1 pseudogene is annotated in these 225 nt (G+C 72.9%); it reads right to left on the bottom strand.

Going from position 1 to position 225, the window contains the following annotated elements:
* A pseudogene (locus BN358_RS26175) lies at positions 1-225 on the bottom strand (glycosyl transferase); the annotation flags it as partial.

Genomic DNA, 225 nt, shown 5'->3' with positions numbered 1-225 from the left:
CGATCTCGAGGACGTGGTTCTCCGGCTCGAAGCGGGCCACCACCAGGTGGTACCCGTCGGCGCGCAGCCCCAGTTCCGCCAGCCGGTCCTCGCCCACACCGGCCCGATCGGGCGCCCCGTAGACGATCAGGCGACTGGCCGCACCGAACTCCTCGCGGTAGTAGTCGGCGATGCCGGCGGCGTCGGCGACGATGGCCGCCGACCAGCGAGCGGCGAGACCCTCCA

The sequence above is a fragment of the Sedimentibacter sp. B4 genome, from assembly GCF_000309315.1.
Lineage (GTDB): Bacteria > Bacillota > Clostridia > Tissierellales > Sedimentibacteraceae > Sedimentibacter > Sedimentibacter saalensis.
The sequence above is the reverse complement of the archived record's forward strand: the minus strand, read 5'-3'. Positions and strand labels throughout refer to the sequence as shown.